The sequence below is a fragment of the Clostridium lamae genome, from assembly GCF_033043255.1.
Lineage (GTDB): Bacteria > Bacillota > Clostridia > Clostridiales > Clostridiaceae > Clostridium > Clostridium lamae.
On record NZ_JASCQJ010000006.1, the window covers coordinates 128,232 to 149,427 of the forward strand.

Annotated in this window: 18 protein-coding genes, 8 tRNA genes and 1 other annotated feature; of the genes, 25 read left to right on the plus strand and 1 reads right to left on the minus strand. The window is 29.6% G+C overall.

Annotated elements, in window-relative coordinates; translation table 11 throughout:
* The first annotated feature begins 127 nt into the window (after window positions 1-127).
* The 25 genes from QK892_RS05330 to murD all read left to right on the plus strand — a co-directional run bounded on the left by QK892_RS05330 (window position 128) and on the right by murD (window position 19,686).
* Window positions 128-403, plus strand: a complete 276-nt coding sequence (locus tag QK892_RS05330) for an HU family DNA-binding protein (protein ID WP_291706703.1) — start codon at window positions 128-130, stop codon at window positions 401-403.
* A 64-nt stretch (window positions 404-467) separates the two neighbouring features.
* Entirely contained in the window at window positions 468-728 is a 261-nt protein-coding gene (locus QK892_RS05335) for an RNA-binding S4 domain-containing protein (RefSeq protein ID WP_317272501.1), read from the plus strand.
* 51 nt (window positions 729-779) lie between these two features.
* Entirely contained in the window at window positions 780-1,073 is a 294-nt protein-coding gene (gene yabP, locus QK892_RS05340) for a sporulation protein YabP (protein ID WP_317272502.1), read from the plus strand.
* A gap of 14 nt (window positions 1,074-1,087) precedes the next feature.
* Window positions 1,088-1,477, plus strand: a complete 390-nt coding sequence (gene yabQ / locus QK892_RS05345; protein ID WP_317272503.1) for a spore cortex biosynthesis protein YabQ — start codon at window positions 1,088-1,090, stop codon at window positions 1,475-1,477.
* 84 nt (window positions 1,478-1,561) lie between these two features.
* Complete coding sequence (locus tag QK892_RS05350) at window positions 1,562-1,849, plus strand: FtsB family cell division protein (protein ID WP_317272504.1); 288 nt, start codon at window positions 1,562-1,564, stop codon at window positions 1,847-1,849.
* Between the two features lie 83 nt (window positions 1,850-1,932).
* Window positions 1,933-2,343 carry a S1 domain-containing RNA-binding protein gene (locus QK892_RS05355; protein ID WP_317272505.1) on the plus strand — a complete coding sequence of 137 codons (411 nt, stop codon included), beginning with the start codon at window positions 1,933-1,935 and terminating at the stop codon, window positions 2,341-2,343.
* Between the two features lie 207 nt (window positions 2,344-2,550).
* Window positions 2,551-2,637: transfer RNA gene (locus QK892_RS05360), tRNA-Leu, on the plus strand.
* Between the two features lie 21 nt (window positions 2,638-2,658).
* Window positions 2,659-2,734, plus strand: a tRNA-Met gene (locus tag QK892_RS05365).
* Between the two features lie 7 nt (window positions 2,735-2,741).
* Window positions 2,742-2,818: transfer RNA gene (locus QK892_RS05370), tRNA-Met, on the plus strand.
* A 5-nt stretch (window positions 2,819-2,823) separates the two neighbouring features.
* Window positions 2,824-2,910, plus strand: a tRNA-Leu gene (locus QK892_RS05375).
* A 351-nt stretch (window positions 2,911-3,261) separates the two neighbouring features.
* A complete protein-coding gene (gene spoIIE / locus QK892_RS05380; RefSeq protein ID WP_317272506.1) occupies window positions 3,262-5,643 on the plus strand; it encodes a stage II sporulation protein E in 2,382 nt (793 codons plus the stop codon).
* Window positions 5,644-5,885: 242 nt separating this feature from the next.
* Window positions 5,886-7,274 carry a tRNA lysidine(34) synthetase TilS gene (gene tilS / locus QK892_RS05385; protein WP_317272507.1) on the plus strand — a complete coding sequence of 463 codons (1,389 nt, stop codon included), beginning with the start codon at window positions 5,886-5,888 and terminating at the stop codon, window positions 7,272-7,274.
* Between the two features lie 3 nt (window positions 7,275-7,277).
* Window positions 7,278-7,817, plus strand: a complete 540-nt coding sequence (gene hpt, locus QK892_RS05390; RefSeq protein ID WP_317272508.1) for a hypoxanthine phosphoribosyltransferase — start codon at window positions 7,278-7,280, stop codon at window positions 7,815-7,817.
* Window positions 7,818-7,876: 59 nt separating this feature from the next.
* Window positions 7,877-9,679, plus strand: a complete 1,803-nt coding sequence (gene ftsH / locus QK892_RS05395; protein WP_317272509.1) for an ATP-dependent zinc metalloprotease FtsH — start codon at window positions 7,877-7,879, stop codon at window positions 9,677-9,679.
* Window positions 9,680-9,878: 199 nt separating this feature from the next.
* Window positions 9,879-11,549: a formate--tetrahydrofolate ligase gene (locus tag QK892_RS05400; RefSeq protein ID WP_317272510.1), complete on the plus strand. Its 1,671-nt coding sequence runs from the start codon at window positions 9,879-9,881 to the stop codon at window positions 11,547-11,549.
* A gap of 131 nt (window positions 11,550-11,680) precedes the next feature.
* On the plus strand, window positions 11,681-12,460 hold the full coding sequence (locus tag QK892_RS05405) for a type III pantothenate kinase (protein WP_317272511.1): 780 nt from the start codon (window positions 11,681-11,683) through the stop codon (window positions 12,458-12,460).
* Between the two features lie 6 nt (window positions 12,461-12,466).
* On the plus strand, window positions 12,467-13,441 hold the full coding sequence (gene dusB, locus QK892_RS05410) for a tRNA dihydrouridine synthase DusB (RefSeq protein WP_317272512.1): 975 nt from the start codon (window positions 12,467-12,469) through the stop codon (window positions 13,439-13,441).
* A gap of 234 nt (window positions 13,442-13,675) precedes the next feature.
* A complete protein-coding gene (greA, locus tag QK892_RS05415; RefSeq protein WP_317272513.1) occupies window positions 13,676-14,158 on the plus strand; it encodes a transcription elongation factor GreA in 483 nt (160 codons plus the stop codon).
* Window positions 14,159-14,171: 13 nt separating this feature from the next.
* Window positions 14,172-15,677, plus strand: coding sequence for a lysine--tRNA ligase (gene lysS, locus QK892_RS05420; RefSeq protein ID WP_317272514.1), 1,506 nt, complete (start codon window positions 14,172-14,174; stop codon window positions 15,675-15,677).
* 226 nt (window positions 15,678-15,903) lie between these two features.
* A tRNA-Asn gene (locus QK892_RS05425) sits at window positions 15,904-15,978 on the plus strand.
* Window positions 15,979-16,005: 27 nt separating this feature from the next.
* Window positions 16,006-16,080: transfer RNA gene (locus tag QK892_RS05430), tRNA-Asn, on the plus strand.
* 29 nt (window positions 16,081-16,109) lie between these two features.
* Window positions 16,110-16,184, plus strand: a tRNA-Asn gene (locus QK892_RS05435).
* A gap of 29 nt (window positions 16,185-16,213) precedes the next feature.
* Window positions 16,214-16,288, plus strand: a tRNA-Asn gene (locus tag QK892_RS05440).
* A 227-nt stretch (window positions 16,289-16,515) separates the two neighbouring features.
* Window positions 16,516-16,684 (plus strand) — a binding site (T-box leader).
* Window positions 16,685-16,728: 44 nt separating this feature from the next.
* Entirely contained in the window at window positions 16,729-18,120 is a 1,392-nt protein-coding gene (locus QK892_RS05445; protein WP_317272515.1) for a glycine--tRNA ligase, read from the plus strand.
* 183 nt (window positions 18,121-18,303) lie between these two features.
* Window positions 18,304-19,686 carry a UDP-N-acetylmuramoyl-L-alanine--D-glutamate ligase gene (gene murD, locus QK892_RS05450; protein ID WP_317272516.1) on the plus strand — a complete coding sequence of 461 codons (1,383 nt, stop codon included), beginning with the start codon at window positions 18,304-18,306 and terminating at the stop codon, window positions 19,684-19,686.
* Window positions 19,687-19,745: 59 nt separating this feature from the next.
* On the opposite strand, the gene QK892_RS05455 is transcribed toward murD, so the two are convergent.
* Complete coding sequence (locus tag QK892_RS05455) at window positions 19,746-20,735, minus strand: DUF5050 domain-containing protein (RefSeq protein ID WP_317272517.1); 990 nt, start codon at window positions 20,733-20,735, stop codon at window positions 19,746-19,748.
* Between the last annotated feature and the right edge of the window lie 461 nt (window positions 20,736-21,196).

Genomic DNA, 21,196 nt, shown 5'->3' on the forward strand with positions numbered 1-21,196 from the left:
AAAAATTCATAATGTTATAGACTACTGCCAAAAGACAATATATAATAAGATAATGTAGTTATAGTACATATTAACAGATATAGTTAACTACTAAAATATATACGGGTTATTTAAGGAGGATGTAATTGTGAATAAAGCAGAATTAATCACTAGCATGTCAGAAAAAAGTAAATTAACTAAGAAGGATGCAGAATTAGCGTTAAAAGCATTTATAGAAAGCGTTGAAGAAGCATTAGAAAATGGAGAAAAAGTACAATTAGTAGGATTCGGTACTTTTGAAACTAGAGAAAGAGCTGCAAGAGAAGGAAGAAATCCAAGAACTAAAGAAACAATAAGCATTCCTGCTTCAACTGTTCCAGTATTCAAAGCGGGTAAAGAATTTAAGGAAAAAGTTAATAAGTAGCATAATTAGAACCCGAGTTTACTCGGGTTCTTTTGATAATAATTAAATTTTAAGGAGAATATGTATGAGATTAGATAAGTATCTTAAGGTTTCTAGGATTATTAAAAGAAGAACAGTAGCAAAAGAAGTATGTGAAGGGGAGAGAGTATCTATTAATGGTAAGACAGCTAAACCTTCAACTGTAGTTAAAGAGGGAGATATTATAGAAATACAGTTTGCTAATAGAGCTTTAAAAGCTAGAATTGTTAATATAGTTGAACATGTTAAAAAAGAAAATGCAAAAGAGATGTACGAGATATTAGAAGGCGAAGAAGATAAAGAATAAATATAACCTATCTTTCATATATTTTTATAAAGGATATGTGGAGGAGATAAGATGGAAAAGAAAAACGACAATAGGCTCGAAGAGCCAAGGGGTAGTATAGTTTTAGAAAACAGAAAAAAGTTAACTCTTACTGGGGTAGAAGAAGTTATAAGTTTTGATGATGAAAAAATCTTATTGAATACAAAGTTAGGCTTTTTAACTATTAAGGGATCAGAATTAAAAATGAATAAACTTGATGTTCAGAATGGTGATGTAATAATAGTAGGGAATGTATCTTCAATAGTATATAGTAGTAAAGAAATAAAGAAAGAAAAAGAAAGTATACTTTCTAAGTTATTTAAATAGGTGAGTAAGTAATTATGCCACTATCTTTAGGTGTTCAATTTGATATAGTTATATATTCCATACTTTCTGGAATATTGGCCGGTATATTATTTGATTTATACAACATAATAAGAGGTTTTAGGATTCCTAAAATAATAATAATAATTGAAGATATACTGTTTTGGATTCTTACCGCAATTATAGTATTTGCTTTCTTACTATATACAAACTACGCATTTTTAGGTCCCTATGTATATATTTTTATGATTATAACTTTAATTCTTTATTTAAAACTTATAAGCCCTGTAGTTTTTAAAGCGGAGAAATATATAATTAGCAAGATTGGGAAGTTTATTAGAATATTATTTAAAAATATAATTTATCCAATAAAGATAATATATTATAGTATTTCCGGAAAAAAGTGATGTAAAAACTAGTAACGCAAAAAAATATCTTGAATAAAATATTTATAGTGTATAAAATATATTATATAATATAGTTTAAAGAGGGTGAGAGCAATTAAAAAGCAACTAACTCTTAAAAGATTAATTATAGTTTTTATTTTTGCGATTTTTATTGTTAATTATGTTAAACAGGAAATTACAATTAGAAGAATTCAAGAGGACATTGCTAATAGTCAGGAAGAATTACAAGAGCTTAAGAATAAAAATAGTGAATTAGAATCAGATCTTAAAAAAGCTAACGAATCTAATGATTATCTTGAGAAACTTGCAAGAGAAAGACTAGGCATGATTAAGGAAGGAGAAAAAGTTGTAAATTCCGGAGAGCAAAATTAAAGAATATGTTTTAGAACTATTTAAAAAAGGTTATTATTATAATAACATATATTATTTAATTTTTAAGGAGGAATCTTTGTAACATGACCTTGATGGCAGGAAACATATTAGAAGGTACAGTGGTTAATATAACTAGTTTTGGAGCTTTCGTTGAAATAGAAGGAAAGACAGGGCTGGTTCACATTTCAGAAGTGGCGGATTCATTTGTTAAGGATATTAGAGAACACCTTAGTGAACAAGATAAGGTGAAGGTAAAGGTAATATCTATTGATGATAATGGAAAAATTAGCTTGTCAATAAAGCAAGCAAATGTACAAAAAAAGTCAATTAAACCTGTAGAAATAGATTGGACCTCAGAAAATAAAAAGACTAGTACGAATGCAGGTAATTTTGAAGATATAATGTCAAGGTTCTTAAAAGACAGCGAAGAGAGAATGCAGGATGTTAAAAAGAAACAAGATTTTAAATCTAAGGGTTCAAGAAAAAGTTATTAATAGTTAATAATGCACATCATATAAATTTAATATATAAATCTATATAAAGGACTACTTATATAATAGTAGTCTTTTATTATTTAGATATATAAAAGTTTAGAAATATAATTGAATATTGTTAAATAAAAAAAATAAAAAATATGTTGACACTATATAAAACATCATATATAATTAATTTTGTCGCTGAGGGGCGACGAAAAAAAACATGCTGAAGTGGCGGAACAGGCAGACGCACAGGACTTAAAATCCTGCGGTAGCGATACCGTACCGGTTCGATTCCGGTCTTCAGCACCAAGCTAAATTCAACTTAATTATCGCGGGGTGGAGCAGTTGGCAGCTCGTCGGGCTCATAACCCGAAGGTCGTAGGTTCAAGTCCTATCCCCGCAACCAAAGATATGGCGGAATAGCTCAGCTGGCTAGAGCACTCGGTTCATACCCGAGGTGTCGTAGGTTCAAGTCCTATTTCCGCTACCATATACGCTGAAGTGGCGGAACAGGCAGACGCACAGGACTTAAAATCCTGCGGTAGCGATACCGTACCGGTTCGATTCCGGTCTTCAGCACCAAAGCACTTAAGTTTAACTTAAGTGCTTTTTTGTTTTATAATAATTTATACAAATATTAGCTAGTGAATAAATTTTTATAAATTTCTTTCCTTAAGCATGAGATAAAATGGATATTCTATTTTTCTCTCTATTTTTTTCTTTTAAAAATGACAAAATTATATTAAAAATAAAGAGATAAATAAAATAAAAAAATAGTATTTAGAAATTTAAGTATGAAAATATGTATTGAATAAGGAATTTTACATATTATTGTACTACGAAAAATAAATAATGATACATCAAGCGACACATATTTTTTTTAAAAGGTGATATACTTTGAATTACATTTTATGGAAGTATTGAGGAGAGAGGATGCAATATGGTGTTGATGTATCGACTTATAAGAGAGTAGATAATCATAAAAAAAGAGAGTTAAAAGTTCAAGGGACACCGATTAGGTTGATTATATATCTAGTGATGGGATTTTTACTAAGTAGAGTTCTACTATCAGCAACTATAGATATGGGAATAGCACCATTTGGGCTTGCATATCTTATAGGAATAAAGAAAGAGAATAGTACAGATATGTTATTAGCCCTGATTGGTACTGTAGTAGGATATTTATCTATATCATCTACGTTAGAAGGTGCTATAAGTTATTCTATAGCAGCTGTATCAATTATTGTATATATGGAGATTTGTAATAAATTAGAGATAAAGAAAAGGGATTACGTTACCTTTTTCATAATTTTTTCAGTTTTTATTATATATAATATAGTTGTTAATAGTAAACCGATTCAAGTTAACATAGTTTTTTCTTTGTTAAAGATTTTAAGTATAATACCAGTAAAATATATGGTAAGTTATGCTTTAAACTGTATGGATGAACTAGAGAGCAATTATTTATTCTCAACAGAAGAAATAATAAGTATAGGAATATTAGTTTGTTTGTTGATTGCAGGAGTAGGAAGTCTAGATGTGTTTAATGTACAAATTAGAAATATATTAGCATTATCTACAATTGCTATTTTTGCATATGTAGGTGGATCGGGAATAGGATCTGCTATAGGTGTTTCAATGGGATTAATAATAGGGATAACTAATGGCGATATTATAAGTTCGATAACACTATATAGCTTATGTGGATTAATAATTGGTATTTTTAAAGAAACAGGTAGATTATTTGCTATATTGTCTTATATTGTTGTTTACTTTATAATCTGGATGTACTCAAGTGTATTTAATATTTATGGTGGTATAGAGGTTCTGTTATCATCTGTAATATTACTTTCTATTCCTAAGGCGATTATTGAGACAATTAGTAAAGAATTTAATCAGGAGAAGAAAGTCGAAGCTATTAATGATATTCATTTAAGCGGGATAAAGGATGAATTTATAGATAGATTAAACTCTATGAAATCGATATTATCAACACTATCATCATCTATAGTAAATCTAGGTGAAAATGATATTTTATCTTTAAATAATAAAGGCACTGCTATGGTAGAGAATTTGGCTGATAGAGTTTGTTATAATTGTGAATTAAAACAAAGGTGCTGGGATAGAAATTTACATTCAACTTTTGAAGGATTTACAGAATTAATAAGTAGTTGCGAAAATAATAATATATATATGCCTAAATCATTAGAAAAGAAGTGTGTTAAAACAGGAAGTTTAATGAAAAGTGCTCAAGAAATAGTAAATAGTTATACTGTAAATGAGGCATTAAAGACTAGACTTAGTGAGGGTAGGAATATAATAGCAAGTCATATTAATAATATATCTAATACTATGGAAAATATGATAAGAGATTTTGAGAAAGATATATCTGTTTGTACTGAGATTGATAAGATATTGAGAAAAGCATTTAATAAGAAGAAAATTGATTATAAGGATGTCTTTTCTTACTTAGACAGGCATGGAAGGATGAAAATTAAAGTTGTAACTAATAATCCTGGAGATGAGAGATATTGTAACAAAATGATATTACCTATAATTAACACATTAGTTAAAGTTCCAGTATCATTATCAAAAGAGGGGGTTAGGATAAATCCAAACACTGGTGAATGTTCTGTAATAATAGAAGAAACACCTAAGTATCATATGACTTCCTATGCTGCCATTAAGGCTAAGGATGGAGAATCTTATATTGGCGATAGCTATAGTTTTTCACAAAATAATGATGGTACTTATATAAGTATAATAAGTGATGGTATGGGATCTGGACCAGAAGCAGGAATGGAAAGTAGCCTAGCTGTAGGATTAATTGAAAAATTCATTGAAAATGGATTTAGTGAGAAGACAGCTATTGATACTGTTAACTCAATAATGGCTATGAAGTTCAATGAAGATGAGAAATTTACGACTATGGATTTAAATATAATAGATTTATATACCGGTGAAGCTGAATTTATAAAGATTGGCGGAGTAGTAAGTTTTATAAAAAGAGGATCAGATATAAAGGTTATTAAATCGAATAGTCTTCCTTTTGGGATTTTAGACTCTGTAGATGTAACATCTACAAAGTTCAAATTGAAGCACGGCGATATTATAGTTTCAATTAGCGATGGAGTTTTAGATATAGATAAAAATAATATAGGAAGTTACGCTTGGCTTGAAGAATACTTAGAATACGCAGAAACTAATCCATCTGCTTTATCTAGAGATATACTTGAAAAAGCCATGGTTTTAAGTGATGGAAAAGTTAGAGATGATATGACTGTATTAGTTTCTAAGATATATTCGGTATATTAAATAACAATTTAAAATTTATTTAATAAAGGCACATTAGTGCCTTTTATATTTGACTTTAAGTAATTAATGTTTGAGGAGATATTAAAATAACTTATACGGAGACAATAATATTATTATAGAGATTATTTATTACATCTTTATGTTACAATATTGTAAAAATTAGTTAAGAATTAATATTTACAGATAAGTATGTTAAGGTTATTATATTATATATTAAAATAAATTTACTAAGGAGTATTGTTGTGATAAACAAAGTAAAGGCTTTTATAATTGAAAATAATTTAATACAAATTGGTGATAGGATTTTGGTAGCTTTGTCTGGTGGTCCTGATTCAGTTTGTTTGTTAAATGTCCTTTATGAACTTAGAGAAGACTTTAATATCGAGATTGCAGCAGCACATGTAAATCATATGCTTAGAGGTGAAGAAGCTTTTAAAGATGAGGAATATGCACGAAACATATGCAAAAATCTAAATGTAAAATTTTTTTCTACAAGGATAGATATAAATGAAGTATCTAAACAGAAGGGAATATCTCATGAGTTAGCAGGAAGAGAGGAAAGATATAAATTTTTTCAGTTAATAATTAAGGAAAATGGGTACAATAAGATTGCAGTTGCTCACAATGCAAACGATCAAGCTGAAACTGTAATTATGAACATGATGAGAGGGACTGCGATAGAAGGACTTTGTGGAATTAGAAGTAAAAGAGAAGGTGGAATAATAAGGCCTATTCTTTGCCTGTCTAGAGGAGAGATAGAGCATTATTGTAAAATAAATAATTTAGCTCCTAGAATAGATAAAAGTAATTTTGAAAATATTTATAGTAGAAATAAGGTAAGGTTAGATATTCTTCCGTATATGAAGAATAATTTTAATGAAGATATAATAGAAACAATTAATAGAATGGCAAATTTATTACAAATAGATAATGACTTTATAGAAAAAGAATGTAATAATTATTATAAAAAGTATTGCACAAATAATGGAAATAAATTAATTATATCGAAATCAGCCTTTTCAATTGAAAGAGCAATTCTAACTAGACTTATAAAGAGAGCTTTTATAGAATTTACAGGTAAGTATACAAATTTTGAAATGAAACATATTTATGAAGTAATATCCTTAGCGAATAATTCTACTAATAAAAAAATAAATCTTCCATATGGAGTAATAGCTGAAAATATATATGGAGATATATATTTTAAAATTAGAGAAAATAAAAATAAAGAATTAAAAGAAGTTATATTAAATATAAATGAATTAGATAGTAATTCTATTGAGTTTGGGAATTATAGTATAAATTTTGCTATAATAAGTAATAAAAAAAATATAGAATTTTCTAATAATGTATTAATAAAATTTTTTGATTATGATAAGATAAAAGAAAGGCTAATAATTAGAAAAAGGATAAATGGGGATAAGATGATTCCTCTTGGAATGAAGGGAACTAAAAAAGTTAAAGATATCTTTATAGATCTAAAGATACCTATTGAGAAAAGAGATGAGATTCCTGTTTTATGTTTTGATAATGAAATAGCTTGGTTAGTAGGATATAAGGTTTCCGAAAGTTTTAAAATTACTAAGGAAACTAAAAGTATTATAAAAATAACATTTGCTAGAAAGGAATAAAATATGATAAAAGACATAAAAGAGGTATTACTTACTGAGGAACAAATTTTACAAAGAATAAAGGAAATAGGAAAAGCTATTAGTAATGATTATGAAGGTAAAGAATTGCTAATAGTAGGTATTTTAAAAGGGTCAGTTATATTTGCTTCTGATCTTATTAAAAATATTAACATACCTTGTGAAATAGACTTTATGGCTGTATCTAGTTATGGAAGATCTACTGAGACATCAGGGATAGTTAGAATCTTAAAAGATTTAGATTATGGTATTGAAGGAAAACACATAATAATAGTAGAAGATATAATAGATAGTGGAGTAACTTTAGATTACTTATTAAAATACTTAAATGCTAGAAAGGCAAGTAGTATAGAAATAGTTACATTACTAACTAAGCCATCTAGAAGAATGGTAGATATAAATGTAAAATATTGTGGTTTTGAAGTACCAGATGAATTCTTAGTAGGTTATGGATTAGATTATGCTGAAAAATATAGAAATTTACCATATGTGGGAGTATTAAAAGAAGAAGTATATAGAAAATAATATTAAATATAGTGTAATAGTGCAATAAAATAAAAAACTAGATGAAAGGGGGGCCTTGAATGAAAAAATATTCAAGTGCAACAGTATGGATATTTGTAATTTTGATATTATTCTTTTCTGCAACGTTTTTATGGAATAGTGGAAAAATGGCAGATGAGATATCATACAGTGATTTTCAACAAAAATGGGTAGGAAATGAAATAGAAAGCATTGTGGTTCAACCTGATAAAATGCTTATATCAGGTACAACAAGAGACAACAAACAATTCAATACATATGCTCCAGAAGAAATGGTGCAAATGTTAATGTCTCAAAGCCCAAAGGATGATGTGAAGGTAGATTTTAAGCAACCATCAAATAGTAGTCTTTGGATAAGCATAATTCCGACACTGATGATTTTAGTGCTAGTGTTTGTATTCTTCTTTATGATGACTCAGCAATCCCAAGGTGGAGGCAGTGGAAGAGGCGTTATGAACTTTGGAAAAAGTAGAGCTAAAATAATGCCACCTGATGCTAAAAGAGTAACCTTTGACGATGTTGCTGGAGCAGATGAAGAAAAACAAGAGTTAGAAGAGATAGTAGATTTCTTGAAGCAACCATCTAAATATACTCAAATGGGAGCTAGAATACCTAAAGGGGTATTATTAGTTGGACCTCCAGGGACAGGTAAAACATTACTTGCAAAAGCTATAGCAGGAGAAGCAGGGGTGCCGTTCTATAGTATATCAGGTTCTGATTTCGTTGAAATGTTCGTTGGGGTAGGAGCATCAAGAGTTAGAGATTTATTTGAACAAGCTAAAAAGAGTGCACCATCACTAGTGTTTATAGATGAAATAGATGCAGTTGGTAGACAAAGAGGTGCAGGTCTTGGTGGTGGACACGATGAAAGAGAGCAAACTTTAAATCAATTATTAGTTGAAATGGATGGTTTTGGTGCAAATGAAGGAATCATAATGATTGCTGCAACAAACAGACCAGATATTCTTGACCCAGCTTTGTTAAGACCTGGTAGATTCGATAGACAAATAGTTGTTGGAGCTCCAGATGTTAAGGGAAGAGAAGAAATATTAAAGGTTCATACTAAGAAGAAGCCTTTAGCAGAAGATGTAGACTTAAAAGTATTAGCTAAGAGAACTCCAGGATTTAGTGGAGCTGATATAGAAAACTTAGCTAATGAAGCAGCCTTATTAGCAGTTAGAAGAAGTGAAAAATTAATAGGAATGTTAGAATTTGAAGAAGCTATTACTAGAGTAATTGCTGGACCTGAAAAGAAGAGTAGAGTAATGAGTGAGCATGATAAGAAGCTTACAGCTTATCATGAAGCAGGGCATGCTGTAGTTATGAATCTTCTGGAACATGCAGATCCTGTTCACGAAATAAGTATAATACCAAGAGGTATGGCTGGTGGGTACACTATGCATTTACCAAATGAAGATAGATCATATACTTCAAAAGCAAAATTAAAGGATGATATGGTTGGATTATTAGGTGGAAGATTGGCTGAAAAACTTATTCTTTCAGATATTTCTACAGGAGCTAAGAATGATATAGATAGAGTAAGTGCTATTGCTAGAGCTATGGTAATGGAATATGGTATGAGTGAAAAGCTTGGAACAATTTCATATAGTTCAGACAATAATGAAGTGTTCTTAGGAAAAAATCTAGGCCATGGAAGAAACTTTAGTGAAGAAGTCGGTTCTGAAATAGATAAGGAAGTAAAGAGATTTGTAGATGAAGCTTATAATAGAGCTGAAACGTTGTTAAGCGAAAATATTAACAAACTTCATGCAGTAGCAGCTGTTTTACTAGAAAAAGAAAAAATTGATGGTGAAGAGTTCATAAGAATATTTAATGAAAATTAAAGTATATTAAGGGATAGTATTATTGCTATCCCTTTTATTTTTATTAAAAATATAAAGTATAAAACAAATAAAGCGAATTATAATTATAAGAATTTATGCAATGTTCGAAAATGTATTTTGTTATTAAAGATTGAATGATATAATTTATGTAAATAATAATAATTAATAAAATAATAGTAAAAGTTAGGGGTGTTTTGATATGAAAAGTGATATACAAATAGCTCAAGAAGCTAAAATGGAACATATAAATAAAATTGCTGCAAAATTAGGCTTAAATGAAGATGACATTGAACAATATGGGAAATATAAATGTAAGTTATCATTAGATATATTTGATAAAAAGAAATCAGAGAAAGATGGCAAGTTAGTATTAGTAACAGCTATAAATCCAACTCCTGCAGGTGAGGGGAAATCTACAGTTACAGTTGGATTAGGGCAAGCACTTTGTAGAATGGGGAAAAATGCTGTTATTGCATTAAGAGAACCATCTCTAGGACCTGTATTCGGAATAAAAGGAGGTGCAGCTGGAGGTGGATATGCTCAAGTAGTTCCTATGGAAGATATAAATCTACATTTTACAGGAGACATGCATGCTATAACTAGTGCTAATAATTTATTAGCAGCGGCGATAGATAATCATATACATCAAGGAAATGCTTTAAGAATCGATTCAAGAAGAATAGTATTCAAAAGAGTAATAGATATGAATGATAGGGCGTTAAGAAATATAGTTGTTGGACTCGGAGGAAAATTAAATGGCTTCTTGAGGGAAGATGGCTTCATGATTACTGTAGCTTCAGAAATTATGGCAATACTTTGTTTATCAAATAGTTTATCAGATCTTAAGGAGAGAATGGGTAATATATTAATTGCATATGATTTAGATGGTAATCCAGTATATGCAAGACAATTAGATATTCAAGGTGCAATGGCTCTATTAATGAAGGATGCTATAAAGCCAAATTTAGTCCAAACATTAGAAAATACTCCTGCAATAATTCATGGGGGTCCATTTGCAAATATAGCACATGGTTGCAACTCCATAATAGCGACTAAAATGGCTTTAAAGTTAGGCGATATAGTAGTAACTGAAGCAGGGTTTGGAGCTGATTTAGGCGCAGAAAAATTCTTGGATATAAAATGTAGATATGGAGAATTAGAGCCTAACTGTGTTGTTATAGTAGCAACAGTAAGAGCATTAAAAAATCATGGTGGAGTTTCAAAAGATATGTTAAGCACTCCGAACGTAGAAGCTTTGGCTAAAGGTATAGGTAATTTAGAAAAGCAAATTGAAAATATTAAGAAATACAATGTTCCAGTAGTAGTTGCTATAAATAAATTTGTAACTGATAGTGAAGAAGAAGTTAATTTTATTAAGGAATATTGTGATAAATTAGATGTTAAAGTCGCTTTATCTGATGTGTGGGCGAAAGGTGGAGAAGGTGGAATTGAATTAGGCGAGGCTGTTTGTAATATACTTGAAAATGAGAGATCTAATTTCAATCCAATTTATGAAGTAGAGTCTAGTATTGAAGATAAAATAAACACCATAGCTAAAGAAATATATGGTGCTAATGGGGTAGCATTTACAGCCAATGCTAAAAAACAAATTGAGGAAATTGAAAGGTTTGGATTAGATAAATTACCTATTTGTATGGCAAAAACACAATATTCTTTATCAGATAATCCAAATTTAAAAGGAAGACCAGAAAATTTTGAGATAACTGTTAAAGAAGTTAGAGTTTCTAATGGAGCAGGTTTTATTGTTGTGTTAAATGGTGATATTATGACTATGCCAGGCCTTCCTAAAGTACCAGCCGCTAATAAGATGGATATACTAGATAATGGTGAAATAGTAGGATTATTTTAATATATAGAATTTACAACACTTGACAAATAGACTATAATTGTTAAAATTAAATTGTTAAAATTGTTGAGGTTATATTTTTTTAATAAGGCAGCTTTTAAAGCTGCTTTTAATTGTATTAAGGTGGTGCTTGTATGATACTAGTAGTTGACGTTGGCAATACTAATATAGTTTTGGGATTATATAAAGGTTCAAATAATATTGCAAGTTGGAGAATTTCGACAGATTCAAAGAAAACATCGGATGAGTATTCTATTCAAGTTATGCAACTTTTTCAACAAAGTGGATTAAACTCTAAGGAAGTAGAAGGAATAATAATATCTTCAGTTGTCCCTAATATAATGCATTCTTTAGAGAATATGATAAGAAAGAGCTTTGAAATAAATCCTATAATAGTGGGTCCAGGAGTTAAGACTGGAATTAATATAAAATATGATAACCCTAAAGAGGTAGGAGCAGATAGAATCGTTAATGCTGTTGCTGCACATGATAAATATAAAAGAGATCTAATAATAATAGATTTTGGTACAGCGACTACATTTTGTTCATTAACTAAGGATGCAAATTATTTAGGTGGATGTATAACTCCAGGTATAAAAATAGCTTCAGATGCTTTATTTGATAGAGCGGCTAAGCTTCCAAGAGTAGAACTTGAGACACCAAAAAATATTATATGTAAGAATACTATAACTAGTATGCAAGCTGGGATAATATATGGTTATATAGGTCAAGTAGAATATATAGTTACAAAAATGAAAAATGAAATGAAGGATCTTGGTTCAGATGAACCTTTTGTTGTAGCAACAGGTGGATTAGCAAATTTGATTGCTAAAGAAACAAATGTTATAGATAAGGTTGATTCTAGTTTAACATTAGAGGGATTAAGAATAATATACGAAAAAAATAAGGAGTAGTATAATATGAAAATTGGTAATCTAGAATTTAGTAATAATGTTTTTCTAGCACCTATGGCAGGAGTAACAGATATATCATTTAGAGGGTTATGTAAAGAAATGGGATGTGGCTTAGTTTATACTGAGATGGTAAGCGCTAAGGCTCTATATTATGGAAATGAAAATACTAAATCACTTCTTAGAATAGCAGATGAAGAAGCTCCTGTAGCAATTCAGATATTTGGGAATAATCCTAAAATAATGGCTGAAGTTGTACAAAGAAATTTCAACGAAAGACAGGATATTTGTTTAATTGATATAAATATGGGGTGCCCCGTAAATAAGATAACTAAAAATGGAGAAGGATCAGCTCTTTTAAAGCATCCAGAATTAGCAGCCAATATTGTAAGAGAAATAAAGAAGGTTTCTACAAAGCCAGTTACAGTTAAGTTTAGAAAGGGTTTTGATGAAGGAAGCATAAATGCTGTTGAATTTGCAAAGATTATTGAAGATGCTGGAGTTGATGCTTTAGCGATACATGGAAGAACTAAAGAACAAATGTATGAAGGTAAGGCGGATTGGGATATAATAGGAAAGGTAAAAGAAGCTGTATCTGTACCTGTTATAGGAAATGGAGATGTTTTTACTCCAGAAGATGCCTTAGAGCTTAAGAATAAGACTAATTGTGATGGAATAATGGTCGCAAGAGGCAGTATGGGTAATCCTTGGATATTTAAACAAATTGAAAATAAATTAAATGGATTAGAACAAGAAGTAATAACTTATTCAGATAAGATTAATATGTGCTTAAGACATTATGAGTTAGCAATTAAATATGATGGCGAAAGAAAAGCAGTAAGAGAAATGAGAAAACATGCTTCTTGGTATTTAAAAGGAATGCCAAAAAGTAATGAAATAAGAACAATAATAAATTCATTAGAAGAGAGTGCTGCTGTAATTGAAGTATTAAATAATTATAGAGATGAATTAGTAAAATTTTAAAATAAATAAATATTATTAATTTGAATATAAAAAGCTTTTATGAATAAATATATTAAAAACAAGAATAATATATATCTGTTGACTAATAAAATAATATTCTTACTAGTATAAGACTTATATTATAGATTGGTTGACATATAATATTAGCTGATTTATAATGTTTTAAATGATTTTGACAATATAAAATTTATTGTTAGTTTTTTGAATAAAGTAGAGATTGAAGGGGAGAAAATCATGAGTGAGACTAAAAAATTCGTAATGACATACGAAGGTGTAAGAAAATTAGAGGACGAATTAGAATTTTTAAAGACTGTAAAAAGAAAAGAAATAACAGAAAAAATAAAAGTGGCATTAGGTTATGGAGATTTAAGCGAGAACTCAGAGTATGATGAAGCTAAAAATGAACAAGCATTCACTGAGGGAAGAATTATACAATTAGAAAACATGCTTAAAAATGCTGTAGTTGTTGATGAATCGGAAATTCCTACAGATAAAGTAGCCGTTGGAACTATAGTAAAGGTTAAAGATTACGAATTTGATGAAGAAGTTGAATATTCATTAGTTGGTTCAGCTGAAGCAGATCCAATGAATTTTAAAATATCAAATGAGTCACCAGTTGGAGCAGCACTATTAGGTAAAAAGGTTGGAGAATTAGTAGAGGTTTTAGTACCAGGAGGAACAAACAAGTTCGAGATTTTAGGAATAAGAAGAGAGTAACGGAGGGATATCAATGTCAACTGAGGAAATGAATATACAAGAATTAGAATCTCAGTTTAATGAACAAGAGGCTTTAAGAAGAGAAAAGTTATTAGAGTTACAAAAGGAAGGAAAAGATCCTTTTGATGTGTACAAAGTTGAAAGAACTCATATATCAGAAGAAGTTAAGTCAAACTATGACACTTTAGAAGGTAGTATTGTAACTGTAGCTGGAAGAATCATGTCTAAAAGAGGTCAAGGTAAAGTTGTATTCTCAGATATCCATGATAGAGATGGAAAGATTCAACTATTTATAAAAATAGATGAAGTTGGAGAAGAAGCTTTAAAATCATATAAAACTTATGATCTTGGAGATTGGGTATCAGCAACAGGTGAAGTTTTTAAAACTAAAACAGGAGAAGTTTCTGTAAAAGTTAAGAGCTTTGAATTGATTTGTAAGTCATTAAAACCATTACCAGAAAAATGGCATGGTTTAAAGGACCCAGATTTAAGATATAGACAAAGAGAAGTAGATATGATATCTAATCCAGAAGTTAAGCAAAACTTTATAAAAAGAGCTGCTATACTAAAAGGAATTAGAGAGTTTTTAGATAATAAAGGATTCATAGAAGTAGAAACACCTATGCTTTCACCAATAGCAGGTGGAGCTTCAGCTAGACCTTTTATAACTCACCATAATACTTTAGATATAGATATGTACCTAAGAATAGCTCCAGAGTTATACTTAAAGAGAGCTATAGTTGCAGGTCTAGAAAAAGTTTATGATATGGGAAGAACTTTTAGAAATGAAGGAATGTCAGTAAGACATAATCCTGAATTTACTATGATAGAATTATATCAAGCTTTTGCTGATTATAATGATATGATGGAAATTACTGAAAATATGGTTGCTTATGTATGTGAAAAAGTAAATGGAAGTACTAAAGTTATGTATCAAGGTACTGAAATAGATTTCGCACCACCTTGGAGAAGAATAACAATGGTAGATGCAGTAAAAGAACATACAGGAATTGATTTTAATACAATAGCAACTAATGAAGAAGCTCAAGCTATTGCTAAAGAAAAGCATTTAGAATTTAAAAAGAATTTATCTCACGTTACAAAAGGTGAAGTTTTAAACTCTTTATATGAAGAATATTGTGAACAACATATGATTCAACCAACATTTATCTGTGATTACCCAGTGGAAATATCACCTCTTACAAAGAAAAAGAGAGGAAATGATATGTTTACTGAGAGATTTGAAGGTTTTGTATTCGGCAGAGAAATATGTAATGCATATTCAGAATTAAATGATCCAATAGTTCAAAGAGAAAGATTTAATCAACAAGAAAAAGAAAGAGAACTTGGTGATGATGAAGCTTATATGATAGATGAAGAATTTATGAGCGCATTAGAAACTGGTATGCCTCCAACAGGTGGTTTAGGTATCGGTATTGATAGACTTATAATGTTCTTAACTGATTCAGCATCTATAAGAGATATTATCATGTTCCCAACTATGAAACCAGTTAAATAGAGTATAATTTAGGAGCTGTTTTAAACAGCTCCTTTTTTATATATTTTCATTATTAAATATATAATATCTTTCATAGTAATATAAAATATTATAATATTTCTTTAGGCTAGTAAAATAGGAGATTTCCTAAAAAAATATAGTGAATTAAAAATTAATAAGAAAATTTTTAATAAAAAACACTTGCAATATTAATAAAACTTGATATAATAACAAATGTAGCAAATAATCCGCGATAGCTCAACGGTGGAGCACTCGGCTGTTAACCGATAGGTTGGAGGTTCGAATCCTCTTCGCGGAGCCATTTTAATTTTAAAATTATTTATAGTATTCCGTGGTAGCTCAATGGTGGAGCACTCGGCTGTTAACCGATAGGTTGGAGGTTCGAATCCTCTCCACGGAGCCATTTTAATTTTAAAATTATTTATAAAATATTCCGTGGTAGCTCAATGGTGGAGCACTCGGCTGTTAACCGATAGGTTGGAGGTTCGAATCCTCTCCACGGAGCCATTTTAATTTTAAAATTATTTATAAAATATTCCGTGGTAGCTCAATGGTGGAGCACTCGGCTGTTAACCGATAGGTTGGAGGTTCGAATCCTCTCCACGGAGCCATTTTATAAAAGAGTTTTATAAGAGTAGATAAAGTATCTATTGTTATAAAACTCTTTTTTTATTCAGGAAATTATAAATGATTTTTATATTTCTTTCTTTCAGTGTAGAAGGAGATATATACCATATGGCGGTGGCTCGGAGTTTGAGGCAAAACGAGGAATATGATATCTATCTTCTCTTTTTTCTTGACATATAAAAGCCTTTTGGTAAAATGGATATATAATTTAATAAATACAGAGAGAAAGAGGAGTAAGCTTAAAGTTTATTTAAGAGAGACGGTGGATGGTGAAAATCGTTATAAGCATAAGTTGAAAGGCGCTTTTGAGTATTAATATGTTGAAAGTTGGGCTAGAGCCAAGAAGGGTGGAACCGCGGAATATAAATTTCGTCCCTTTAGGTTTAAGGCCTTTTTTATTTATGAAAAAATTGGAGGTATTAAAATGGCAGTAGAAAAAACTATGGAAAAGATCGTTGCTCTTTGTAAAAGTAGAGGATTTGTATTTCCTGGCTCTGAAATCTATGGAGGATTAGCGAATTCTTGGGATTATGGTCCTCTAGGAGTAGAATTTAAAAACAATGTAAAAAAAGCTTGGTGGAAAAAATTCGTTCAAGAAAGTCCTTATAATGTAGGAGTAGATTGTGCTATATTAATGAATCCAGAAGTTTGGGTAGCGTCAGGACACGTTGGAGGCTTCTCAGATCCTTTAATGGATTGTAAAGAATGTAAGGCTAGATTTAGAGCTGATAAATTAGTTGAAGATTATATGACTGAAAATGGAGCAGAAGTTGCGAGTGCAGATGGATGGACTAATGAGCAGTTAAAAGAATATATAGAAAATAATAAAATTGTATGTCCTAAGTGTGGAAAATTAAATTATACTGATATAAGAAAGTTCAATTTAATGTTCAAAACTTTCCAAGGTATTACAGAAGATTCAGCTAGCACAATATATTTAAGACCAGAAACTGCACAAGGTATATTTGTTAACTTTAAATCTGTTCAAAGAACTTCAAGAAAGAAAGTACCTTTTGGTATTGCTCAAATTGGAAAGTCTTTCAGAAATGAAATAACTCCAGGAAACTTTACTTTTAGAACCAGAGAGTTTGAACAAATGGAACTAGAATTCTTCTGTAAGCCAGGAACAGATTTAGAATGGTTTAAATACTGGAAGGATTATTGCTTTAATTTCTTATTAAATTTAGGAGTTGATGAAGCGAACTTAAGAATGAGAGATCATGGCGAAGAAGAGTTATCATTCTATTCTAATGCTACATCAGATATAGAATATTTATTCCCGTTTGGATGGGGTGAATTATGGGGAATAGCTGATAGAACAGATTATGACCTTAATAAGCACCAAGAACATTCAGGTCAAGATATGAGCTATCTAGATCCAACTACAAATGAAAAATATGTTCCTTATGTAATTGAGCCATCTTTAGGTGCTGATAGAGTTGCTTTAGCGTTCTTAGTTGACGCATATGATGAAGAAGAGTTAGAAGGTGGAGATGTTAGAACGGTTATGCACTTACATCCAGCATTAGCACCATACAAAGCGGCAATCTTACCACTTTCAAAGAAACTTTCAGAAAAAGCTTTAGAGGTTTATGGAGATTTAAGTAAGAAATTTAACTTAGAATACGATGAGACAGGAAGTATTGGTAAGAGATATAGAAGACAAGATGAAATAGGAACTCCTTTCTGTATAACTATAGACTTTGATACTTTAGAAGATGAAGCAGTAACTATTAGAAATAGAGATACTATGCAACAAGAAAGAATTAAGATATCTGAATTAGAAGCTTATATTGAAAAGAGCTTAGAGTTTTAATTATAAAAAGGGGCTGTCTAAAACAGCTCCTTTTTGTATTTAGTAAGTTAAGGTGTTATAATTATAGAAGATTAGGACAGACTTAATAAATATATAGTAGCTATGTATGAGAGTATTTAAATATTAGCAAATTCATAATATAGAAATATAATATTTTTATATAGATATGGTTGGAGGAAGAGTATGAAAAAGCCATTTGAAGAATTTAAAGAATATATAAGGGGGAAGAAGGTAGCCGTTGTAGGAATAGGTGTTAGCAATATACCTCTTATTAGATTTTTAGTCAAGCTTGGGGCGAAAGTAACAGCTTTTGATAAGAAAAGTAGAGAAGAGTTAGGAAATATAGCTGATGAATTTCATAATCTATCAGTGAAGTTAGAACTAGGAGATGGATATTTAGATAGACTTACCGGATTTGAGGTTGTCTTTAAAACTCCTTCTATGAGAATAGATTGCGAAGCTTTAGTTAGAGTAAAAGAAGAGGGCGCATATATTACTTCAGAGATGGAGGAATTTGTGAGGTACTGCAAAGGTAAGATATTTGGAATAACAGGTAGTGATGGAAAAACAACTACGACAACTATTGTATCAAAATTACTTATTGAAGCTGGATACAAGACTTGGGTTGGTGGAAATATAGGAACTCCATTATTCTCTAATATTGAAGAAATAACATCAGAAGATAAGGTAGTATTAGAATTGTCTAGTTTTCAACTTATGACTATGGATACTCATATAGATGTAGCTGTTGTAACAAATCTAGCTCCAAATCATTTAGATATGCATAGGGATATGGAAGAGTATATAAATGCAAAGAAAAATATATTCTTATATCAAGATAAAGCGGGAATTTTAATATTAAATAGAGAAAATGAAATAACTCATAGCTTTATACAAGAAGCTAAAGGGGAAGTAAGAGAATTTAGCTCAAAAAGAAGTCTGGAAAAAGGAGCTTACTTTAAAGATAATATATTGTACCTTGATGGAGAAGCGGTATGTAGTAAAGATGATGTTTTAATCAAGGGAATTCATAATGTAGAAAATTATTTAGCAGCATTTTTAGCTACTAAGGAAGAAGTATCTATAGGTACAATGAGAAAAGTAGCAAAAACTTTTGTTGGAGTAGAGCATAGATGTGAACTAGTGAGAGAGCTTAATGGGGTTAAGTACTATAATGATTCAATCGCATCTAGTCCAACTAGAACTTTAGCAGGTTTATTTGCCTTTGATAGAAAAGTAATATTAATTGCTGGAGGATATGATAAACATATACCTTTTGAACCTTTAGCTGAAGATGGATATCCATATATAAAAGAGTTGATTTTATTAGGAGCTACAAAGGATTTGATAAAAGAAGCTTTTGATAAGCTAAGAGAAGAAAAGGGGATAAATGTTCCTATAATAAAAGTAAATACATTAGAGGAAGCTGTACTTAAGGCTAAGGAAATAGCTAAAGATGGAGATATAGTTACTTTATCACCAGCTTGTGCATCTTTTGATATGTTCCCTAACTTTTCAGTAAGAGGAAATAAGTATAAAGAAATAGTTAAAAGTTTAGAGATGTAAATAAAAGCTGTATTAAAATAGATGATAATATTTATTAGATATTTTAATACAGCTTATTTTTAATTGTATTTTACTATTTTAATGCTATCTAAGCTAGAAGCAGCTTCTATAAAAATGCCTTTTTCAGTTAAATAGTACTCATTTACAAAGTACGGAAATATTTCAGTGGATTCAAATTCGGTATTTTCGTTACTTGATTTTAAAAGGTAGAGTGAATTAGGGTTTGAATTATTAATAAAATATATATTGCTCTTATATTCTTGTAAATTAGATACGCTTGTACTTAAGATTTTCTTTGTTTCGTAAGTAGAGGTATCAAGTGAGTATAGATAGCTATTATCATTTAAATTTGAAAATAATATTTTATTATTGTTAATAACGAAACTATCTACTTGAGAATCTATTATTTTGAAATTATTATTACCATCTATAGTTAAACAATATAATTTAGAGTTATCACTTAAGTTTTTATAAAAGATTAAATTATTATTAAGTACAAGGGTCGAGCTTTTGGAACTTGATAATAGTCTAGTTTCCTTATCTTTAATTGAATAGCAATAAATTTTATTATCCTTTGAACTTATGTAATACAATTTATCTTCTTGATAAATCATTTCTAAAGGAGAAGCATCATTAATTTTAGTTATGTCTTTCTTCTGATAATCTAATCTATATATTCCGCCATTACTAGAAATAGAGGAAAAATATATATAATTCCCATCTGTTGAAATAGAATTAACATTATAATCAAAAAAATCAATGACTGAATCATCATTAATATTATTAATATTTTTTGAAATATCAGATACGGATAATTTTTCATTGTTTCTAGGGTTAGGGAAAAATAATAAATTTCCTAAGGTGATGTACTTGTTGTTAGAATTATTTTTTTCTAAAAGTACTATTTTAGGTTTAATGTCAGAGCTATTCACATAAGAAGTGGAGATGTTGATTTTATCTTTCTTATCAACAGCATCTTTATTTTTATTAGAGCAACCAACAAAAATAAACAATGAGGCTAGAATTGTAAGAATAAATCTTTTTAGCATAATAATCCTCCTAATATTAAAAAGTAATAATGTATATTATATATGTATTATATTAATTAATATATATTTAGTAAAATAAAATTAAGAAAATATAGAAATTTAAACTAAAATTATAGATTTTTATAGAGAATATCTTGAAAAACTAAATTAACTTTACCAGGCGTATCATTATATAAAATTTAAAGAATAATAAAGAAAAAAAGAGAAATATAAAAATAATATTTAAATTTGAAGTGGTTTTAATGTTGATAAGTAAAAGAATCATGATAATATAAATAGCGTCGTCGGGAACGACGGCAAGATAACAACAAAAAATTGCAACAAAAAATGTTGACAATTGATAAATGAAATGTTATTATAAAAAAGCAAGTCGGAAGACTTAGATCTTTGAAAATTGAACAGAATATAAGTTAAGTATAAAGTAAACCAGCAATTCTTTTAAGTCTTAAGTGAGAATCTAA

Coding starts and splice junctions, on each gene's coding strand:
- QK892_RS05335 (WP_317272501.1), top strand. CDS start 468: ATGAGATTAGATAAGTATCTTAAGGTTTCTAGGATTATTAAAAGAAGA.
- yabP (WP_317272502.1), top strand. CDS start 780: ATGGAAAAGAAAAACGACAATAGGCTCGAAGAGCCAAGGGGTAGTATA.
- yabQ (WP_317272503.1), top strand. CDS start 1,088: ATGCCACTATCTTTAGGTGTTCAATTTGATATAGTTATATATTCCATA.
- QK892_RS05355 (WP_317272505.1), top strand. CDS start 1,933: ATGACCTTGATGGCAGGAAACATATTAGAAGGTACAGTGGTTAATATA.
- spoIIE (WP_317272506.1), top strand. CDS start 3,262: ATGCAATATGGTGTTGATGTATCGACTTATAAGAGAGTAGATAATCAT.
- hpt (WP_317272508.1), top strand. CDS start 7,278: ATGATAAAAGACATAAAAGAGGTATTACTTACTGAGGAACAAATTTTA.
- ftsH (WP_317272509.1), top strand. CDS start 7,877: ATGAAAAAATATTCAAGTGCAACAGTATGGATATTTGTAATTTTGATA.
- QK892_RS05400 (WP_317272510.1), top strand. CDS start 9,879: ATGAAAAGTGATATACAAATAGCTCAAGAAGCTAAAATGGAACATATA.
- QK892_RS05405 (WP_317272511.1), top strand. CDS start 11,681: ATGATACTAGTAGTTGACGTTGGCAATACTAATATAGTTTTGGGATTA.
- dusB (WP_317272512.1), top strand. CDS start 12,467: ATGAAAATTGGTAATCTAGAATTTAGTAATAATGTTTTTCTAGCACCT.
- greA (WP_317272513.1), top strand. CDS start 13,676: ATGAGTGAGACTAAAAAATTCGTAATGACATACGAAGGTGTAAGAAAA.
- lysS (WP_317272514.1), top strand. CDS start 14,172: ATGTCAACTGAGGAAATGAATATACAAGAATTAGAATCTCAGTTTAAT.
- QK892_RS05445 (WP_317272515.1), top strand. CDS start 16,729: ATGGCAGTAGAAAAAACTATGGAAAAGATCGTTGCTCTTTGTAAAAGT.
- murD (WP_317272516.1), top strand. CDS start 18,304: ATGAAAAAGCCATTTGAAGAATTTAAAGAATATATAAGGGGGAAGAAG.
- QK892_RS05455 (WP_317272517.1), bottom strand. CDS start 20,735: ATGCTAAAAAGATTTATTCTTACAATTCTAGCCTCATTGTTTATTTTT.